The organism is Bartonella sp. OT172YNZD (assembly GCF_042193725.1).
Taxonomy (GTDB): Bacteria; Pseudomonadota; Alphaproteobacteria; order Rhizobiales; family Rhizobiaceae; genus Bartonella; species Bartonella grahamii_A.
Window position 1 is genome coordinate 1 of sequence record NZ_JBHILZ010000032.1, and the last position, 5,990, is coordinate 5,990.

General features: G+C 38.0%; 11 protein-coding genes and 1 pseudogene. 4 read left to right on the forward strand and 8 right to left on the reverse strand.

What is annotated here, in order from left to right; all coding sequences use genetic code 11:
- Positions 1-311 (reverse strand): annotated as a pseudogene (locus tag ACFIJS_RS08445) (hypothetical protein); the annotation flags it as partial.
- A 3-nt stretch (positions 312-314) separates the two neighbouring features.
- On the reverse strand, positions 315-635 hold the full coding sequence (locus tag ACFIJS_RS08450; protein ID WP_375651149.1) for a hypothetical protein: 321 nt from the start codon (positions 633-635) through the stop codon (positions 315-317).
- A gap of 345 nt (positions 636-980) precedes the next feature.
- Between ACFIJS_RS08450 and ACFIJS_RS08455 the strand changes: the two genes are divergently transcribed.
- Together ACFIJS_RS08455 and ACFIJS_RS08460 are read left to right on the forward strand one after the other, a co-directional pair.
- Positions 981-1,163 carry a type II toxin-antitoxin system HicA family toxin gene (locus tag ACFIJS_RS08455; protein WP_006589116.1) on the forward strand — a complete coding sequence of 61 codons (183 nt, stop codon included), beginning with the start codon at positions 981-983 and terminating at the stop codon, positions 1,161-1,163.
- Between the two features lie 20 nt (positions 1,164-1,183).
- Entirely contained in the window at positions 1,184-1,606 is a 423-nt protein-coding gene (locus ACFIJS_RS08460; RefSeq protein ID WP_375613904.1) for a type II toxin-antitoxin system HicB family antitoxin, read from the forward strand.
- Positions 1,607-1,609: 3 nt separating this feature from the next.
- Here ACFIJS_RS08460 and ACFIJS_RS08465 read toward each other — a convergent pair whose 3' ends face one another.
- Both ACFIJS_RS08465 and ssb read right to left on the reverse strand, forming a co-directional pair.
- On the reverse strand, positions 1,610-2,152 hold the full coding sequence (locus ACFIJS_RS08465) for a hypothetical protein (protein WP_375651135.1): 543 nt from the start codon (positions 2,150-2,152) through the stop codon (positions 1,610-1,612).
- Between the two features lie 11 nt (positions 2,153-2,163).
- On the reverse strand, positions 2,164-2,616 hold the full coding sequence (gene ssb / locus ACFIJS_RS08470; protein WP_375651136.1) for a single-stranded DNA-binding protein: 453 nt from the start codon (positions 2,614-2,616) through the stop codon (positions 2,164-2,166).
- A 303-nt stretch (positions 2,617-2,919) separates the two neighbouring features.
- Here ssb and ACFIJS_RS08475 point away from each other — a divergent pair, with 303 nt between their 5' ends.
- Positions 2,920-3,111, forward strand: a complete 192-nt coding sequence (locus ACFIJS_RS08475; protein ID WP_375651137.1) for a hypothetical protein — start codon at positions 2,920-2,922, stop codon at positions 3,109-3,111.
- A gap of 67 nt (positions 3,112-3,178) precedes the next feature.
- On the forward strand, positions 3,179-3,607 hold the full coding sequence (locus tag ACFIJS_RS08480; protein ID WP_375651139.1) for a type II toxin-antitoxin system HicB family antitoxin: 429 nt from the start codon (positions 3,179-3,181) through the stop codon (positions 3,605-3,607).
- 50 nt (positions 3,608-3,657) lie between these two features.
- Here ACFIJS_RS08480 and ACFIJS_RS08485 read toward each other — a convergent pair whose 3' ends face one another.
- The 4 genes from ACFIJS_RS08485 to ACFIJS_RS08500 all read right to left on the reverse strand — a co-directional run.
- Positions 3,658-4,206, reverse strand: a complete 549-nt coding sequence (locus tag ACFIJS_RS08485) for an antA/AntB antirepressor family protein (RefSeq protein WP_375651141.1) — start codon at positions 4,204-4,206, stop codon at positions 3,658-3,660.
- Between the two features lie 267 nt (positions 4,207-4,473).
- Positions 4,474-4,800 (reverse strand): hypothetical protein, encoded by a 327-nt coding sequence (locus ACFIJS_RS08490; RefSeq protein WP_375651143.1) that lies wholly within the window; start codon positions 4,798-4,800, stop codon positions 4,474-4,476.
- A gap of 181 nt (positions 4,801-4,981) precedes the next feature.
- Positions 4,982-5,404 carry a hypothetical protein gene (locus tag ACFIJS_RS08495; RefSeq protein WP_375651145.1) on the reverse strand — a complete coding sequence of 141 codons (423 nt, stop codon included), beginning with the start codon at positions 5,402-5,404 and terminating at the stop codon, positions 4,982-4,984.
- Positions 5,352-5,990: hypothetical protein (locus tag ACFIJS_RS08500; protein WP_375651147.1), on the reverse strand; the 639-nt coding region annotated here is incomplete at its 5' end. The genes ACFIJS_RS08495 and ACFIJS_RS08500, both read right to left, overlap by 53 nt.

A 5,990-nucleotide genomic window follows, 5' to 3' on the forward strand; every position in this document is an offset into this window, starting at 1 on the left:
AGTGTGTAAGTTACGCCGCGTTTTGTTTCTCTTGCTTGAAAAAATTTAAGAGGTATCGGTGTTCCAGAACCAATGATATCTGTCTCAAGAAACCTTGCTGTCGCCTTTCCTTTAATATAAACACCTCTTCTTATACGCTTTATTTGGGCTGATGAGATGTCTGCAACTTGCTTTTCAGTAAAGCGTTCAACTTGTTTTGCTGCAGTGTTTAGAGCATTACGCAGAGCCCAATTAAGGCGAGGGGCTTGAAGGCTTGTGAAGGTATCTTTTGCCTGTTGAAGATACCATTTTTGGTGGATAATTAATTTCAACTTCTAAGCCTTTTTGGGGGTAGATGTTGATGGCTTGGAAGCTTTAGATGCTTTTGGCTGTTCGAGTGAGGTTTTCTCTGTCACTGGTTCAGACGATGTTTGTACGGCTTCTTGTTCTATTTGCTTAATTTGTTCAACTGCCTTGTCTGTTTTTGCTGTTGTCTTGACCTCAACAAAAGGTTTAGCAGCATTGGCACGTTTGAGACGTGCGTAGACTTGATTAGAAACTTCAACAAATGGATTATTGGGTGTTGATGGTTCAAAGCGAACAGTGCTTTTATTGTCGCCAACAACACACATTGGCTTAGTGATGACAGCTTTCATCATTGCTCCTTTTGAGTCATAATTAATGACATCATTAGTCAAATATTGATTTTTATTCTGTGAAAAATTAATTAGCCAGAATTAGCAAGAAAACAGGGCTTTCTAGCCACGCTTCAAGTTCACATTTTGCTGAATTTTTGGGGATATTTTTGAATTTTAGACACAATACGACTAGTGCAGTACCGTCATTAAATACGATTTTTTACACTATGTCAACAAAAAAATCATGATCTTGTATTTTTTTTATTTTTTTACCTAAATATGGTGTTTTAAAAGATGTCCTTTATTTCTCTTTGGTACAACATTTATGTTGCATTGAAACATTTTAGATGTTATATTATTATAATGAATAGTCAAGAATTAAAAAGATATCTTATAAAGCATGGTTGCAGTTTTACTTCAGGGAAGGGAGGGCATTTGCTTGTAAAGCGTGGTTCTAAAAAGTCCGTTTTACCTATGCATGGTACGCGAAAAGAATTAGGAACAGGATTAGTCCAGAAGATTCTTAAAGATCTTGACCTAAAATAAGCCAGAATATGGAGGTGTAAATGAAATATGCAATCAAATTTATCAAAGATGACAATGATACTCTTCTAGTCGTCTCTAAAGACTTTCAGGAATTTATTACCTATGGTAACGATGAAAAAGAAGCTTTGGAACAGGCTAAAAATGCACTTTTAACAGTCATTATGGGGCGTTTTCAAGATCGTGAACCTATTCCCTTTGGACATCGTGATATTGCCTATCCTTTTGTTGAAGTATCTTCATTAGTGACTTTAAAAATTGCAATACATAACGCTATGATTGAAAAAAACTTACGCAAAGCTGATCTCGTACGTCTTTTAAAACTTCATCCAATACAAATTGACCGATTGTTGGATTTAAACCACGCAACCAAATTAGATGCCTTAGAATCCACTCTTATTGCTCTTGGAAAAGAGGTTGCCATTAATATCCAAGACGCCGCTTGAAAACTACCGGTTTTGCGTAAAATGTTTATAAAGCGCATTAAGAGCAATGCGCAATGAAAGCACAAGGTGTGGTAGTGATTGATCTTCTATGACAAGATACTGTAATGCGGCATGAAGGTTATATTGACGGTGTAAATATTGAGCTTCTTGAACAACATCTTTTACAGCTAAAAGATGTTCTGTTGCCTTCTGTACCCATTTTTCTCTTGCTCCGTCATCAGAAGTTGTAGGCATTTTATCATAAATTGCATTAGGCAATCCTTTTGCACAGAGGTAATAGTTTTTCACTTCAAGATATTTTTGCGCAGCATCATATTGCTCTTGATTGATTTCGCCTTGCAAATAAAGCCGCCCGATATAGGTGCCGGAAAGCGGGTTTTTAGCCTCTTCTATAGTCAAGCCAAAGCGTTTGGCACGCATTTTAATTGCCAATTTATCCATGGGTTCATGCGGTGTTTTTGCTCGTGAGATGCGTCCGTTTGGTTCTCTGATACATCCTTTAATCCGTGGACGACCACGTTTTGCACGTTTTTTTCTTTTTGTCATATTTTTTTCAATCAGAATGGGATAGCATCATTAAGAGATGTGCTATGATCAGCAGCACCTGAAGCGATAGCATAATTTTGGGTAGTAATGGGTGAAGGGGTAGGGGATGTTGATTGATCTTTCTTTGCATCAAGCAAATACAACTCGCCTTTGAATTGTGGTAAGACAATCTCTGTTGTGTAACGGTCATGCCCATTTTTATCTTGCCATTTGCGTGTCTGTAATTTTCCTTCTATGTAGACCTTTGAACCTTTGTTGAGATATTGAAGTGCAATTTTTGCTAAATGTGGATTAAAAACAACAATGGAATGCCATTCTGTTTTCTCTACTTTTTGATGAGTATTTTTATCTTTATAGCTTTCAGAAGTCGCTATACTAAAATTGACTATTTCGGCTCCAGAAGTCATTGTTTTGCTTTCGGGATCAGCACCAAGGCGCCCGATTAACGTCACTTTATTTAGCATATTTGTAGCCCCATTAGATTAGCAATTTATACATAAAAAATCTTAGCATAATTTTCTTATTTTTTCAATTATTTCAGTTAATTAATAACAGTTTTTTAAGTATTACATTATAATATTATTTGACAAATCATGCATCAAAAAACCATGTTACACAAATTGCACAGCTTTCTTATTTCTGCTTTTAACTTTTCAAGAAATATCCTCTCATTTAAGAACCTAGTATCAAACTTTTTTGTTCGATTTATTGTTGACTATCGAACCTTTTTGTGCGATATTCATTTTATGCAGTAAAGGGGAGGCTAAATGAAACGAGAAGCACTGCTTAGAGAATTACGTAAAGAAGCCAGAAAAAGAGGCATTCATTACAGTGAAGCTTCTGATGCAGGTAAAGGGTCACATTATTTGGTAACTTTTGGAGACAAGACAACCGTTATAAAATCTGGTGAATTGACCCCACTTTACGTGAAAATAATAAAAAAGCAGTTGGGGGTATGAGTTACTCTCTCAACGGCTTTAATTTTTCGTTTCAAAAGCATTTTGATCATGGCGAGGAGACCTAAACATGGAGTACACGTATCAAGCAAAACTGGAATCTGATCCGGATGGTGGTTTTATTGTAACCTTTCCAGATGTACCAGAAGCAATAACAGCTGGAGAAAATAGAGCAGAGGCATTAGAGAATGCTGTTGAAGCTTTAGGGTTAGCATTACGGAGCTATCCTATGCGTGGTTTGCCTTTACCAATGCCAAAACAGTATAAATACCTTGTAGAGGTTACGGTAGATGCGTGGAATGCTCTTAAGCTCGCAGTGGTAGAAGCCTTTAATGAAGCGAATATCACAAAAACAGAATTGGCACATCGTTTGGGTAAAAAAGAAACAGAAGCAAGACGCATTCTTGATCCAAACCATCCAACTAAACTTCAAACATTAGAGCAAGCGCTAGCTGTACTTGGCAAACGAGTAGTTATCACAATAAAAGATGCGGCTTGAAACGTCTTCCCCACCTTTAAAGATGGGGAAGGGGATGTTCTTACTTAAATCTAAGCAGCTTTTACGACAGATCTTGCTAGAACCTGTTTTGCTTCTTTAATGAGGGCTTTATATTTTCTGTTTTCTTCATCGACTCTAAAAGCATCAAGAAGACGCATATGAATTGGACCTAAAAGATACAAAACTTTTTCACCAGGTTTCATACCTTCCCAATAACTTGGCAAATCAAAACGTGTATCACAATCATAATCAACAGCTTGGTTTCTCAGTTTCTTCTCACACTCAATAAAGTAACGACGTGCTTGACGTCCTTTCTCATTGCGTTCAACCATGGAAAGCTCTTTCGCCATGTCTAAAGTGAGATGGTATTCTATTGCTGTAACAGCTCTAGATTTTGCGCTTCCCAATTTTGGGAACCGCAAATCTTGTGTTTTTATGAAGTCTTTACCTTCTTCAAATGTATATTGATTAATACGATCTGTAATCCAAGTAGCGAAACGTTTTCCTATTTCCATGAATGAGTGTAACTCACGCGCATTGACCGTTTGCACAATTTCTTGTTCAATAATTTTTTCTGATATTTTAATAAGAGTGTTCATGATGTATTCCTTGTTACTTAATATGTTTTCATTGACATTCTATAAAGAGTGCCGGGTGCTGAAAACACGGTAACAAGTCCGTCGTTACGCTTTCCCCATGAAGGTATTGTATAGCATAACTACACCCGACAAGATCATTATATGCTACAGCATATAACGAGTCAAAATCTTTAATGTCTAGAAGATTAGTTATTTCGGCAACTAATCCGCTTGTTATCAAGGTGTTTTCAGGCACCTGATTCGATTATTCATATTGCTGTAATAATGTCAAGTTACTTTTGATAATTTTTTGATCTCTCTGTTAATCTCGTCTATAAGAGGTTCGTAATTGAGAACGCTTTTCGGAATAGCACCACCGTAAACCCACGCTTTCACTTGCGCTTTGGTACTAAAATCTGCCTTTTCTGGTACGGTGTAGTACTGACCACCGTCAAACTTTTCACACTCTCTTGTGCCGTCTTCATATTCGTAGAGGTTGTAAAAATACTCCTCTGCTCCATCTCCCCAAGGAACATACCCAACAGCCGTTGCAACCCACTTTTTTTGCATGGGCTGTTTATGATTTGTTAAGAACAGTTGTTTTAAAATTTCCATGTTTTTAGTCCATAATTTTACCAATAGGTTAATTTACCTTAAATTTGACCGTACAGAGCGTTTTGTATTACTGGTGTGTTTTCATCATAAAATCTTTAAATCGCTTTGTACGGTACATTTTTGATGATTTAAACGCATATCTAATCACAAAACCATCAGCACTTTTCACTAGTTTGCTGTTTTAAGCCGCTTTTGAATTGCTACTGTTATGTTGCTCTTCACTAGGCTTGCCTATTCTCATGCATGAAATGCGCTTGCCTCCTAAGGCTAGGTTACGCGTATTTTCAACAGCGATAAAAACCTTCTCAGCAACACCATAAAGCCCGCTTTCTAAATCACGACAATACTGCACCAGATCAGCACATGAGGGGACAAAGGTTGTTGACATACCTTTTGCCTCACCACGGATAAGATTTTTAACAGCTTGCAACAAAGACCAGAGTGAGATGCCGTTAAGAGCCGCGATATAAGCCTTTGCACGTGCCTCTGGATTTGAAACTTTTTGCATTGTCAAACCGCCTTCAAGCACATCAAGAGCCTCTGCAATATCTTCAACAGACGCTTTCAAGGTAAGTAAGTTTTGAACAGTCTGATAAGCTTCCAAAGCTTGTTCTTCTAGGGCTGGTGTCAATTTCACGCCACTGATCAAGGTCCAAGGATAATCCCTTGTTACGCATTGCGCCATCTGATCTGCACTGTTTTGAAGCGGATTCACTAAATCCTGCTCTACGGATAAGATTACGGATTGCCTCTCCGGTACCACCGCGAGTTCTTTGATCTTTTGAAAAGTTTCCATTGTTTCCACCATTGTTGTTCGTGTTTTTTATTTTTTCTAAATCATCAACCGCCTTGCGTATCCAGTTACGCCATGTTGCTTGCCAATCGATTTTGGTTGCATTTGCTCCGGCTTTTGAACGCCAGTAATCTCGAAACTTTGCAATTTCGACTTTCACACGCTCTGAAGGCAAACCCGCTTCGATTGCAAAATCGTAATCGGGTTCGAAATCATCCGGTAATCGACAGCCCCGATTAGCTTGCGCTCGTTTTGCTTTTTGGGGAACGTTCTCTTGCTCGTGAATGGGAGGTTGGTTGTCTGATGAGGTTTCGATTTGCTCTGATGTGGTCTCAACAGCAGCAACCTCTGTTGGCTCATGAACCTGTTCGTTTGTTTCTAAACTTTCAGAACCAAT

Bases quoted from the DNA above. Each gene is read 5' to 3' on its own strand.
- ACFIJS_RS08490 (WP_375651143.1), bottom strand. From the start codon at position 4,800: ATGGAAATTTTAAAACAACTGTTCTTAACAAATCATAAACAGCCCATG.
- ACFIJS_RS08455 (WP_006589116.1), top strand. From the start codon at position 981: ATGAATAGTCAAGAATTAAAAAGATATCTTATAAAGCATGGTTGCAGT.
- ssb (WP_375651136.1), bottom strand. From the start codon at position 2,616: ATGCTAAATAAAGTGACGTTAATCGGGCGCCTTGGTGCTGATCCCGAA.
- ACFIJS_RS08475 (WP_375651137.1), top strand. From the start codon at position 2,920: ATGAAACGAGAAGCACTGCTTAGAGAATTACGTAAAGAAGCCAGAAAA.
- ACFIJS_RS08485 (WP_375651141.1), bottom strand. From the start codon at position 4,206: ATGAACACTCTTATTAAAATATCAGAAAAAATTATTGAACAAGAAATT.
- ACFIJS_RS08465 (WP_375651135.1), bottom strand. From the start codon at position 2,152: ATGACAAAAAGAAAAAAACGTGCAAAACGTGGTCGTCCACGGATTAAA.
- ACFIJS_RS08460 (WP_375613904.1), top strand. From the start codon at position 1,184: ATGAAATATGCAATCAAATTTATCAAAGATGACAATGATACTCTTCTA.
- ACFIJS_RS08480 (WP_375651139.1), top strand. From the start codon at position 3,179: ATGGAGTACACGTATCAAGCAAAACTGGAATCTGATCCGGATGGTGGT.
- ACFIJS_RS08450 (WP_375651149.1), bottom strand. From the start codon at position 635: ATGAAAGCTGTCATCACTAAGCCAATGTGTGTTGTTGGCGACAATAAA.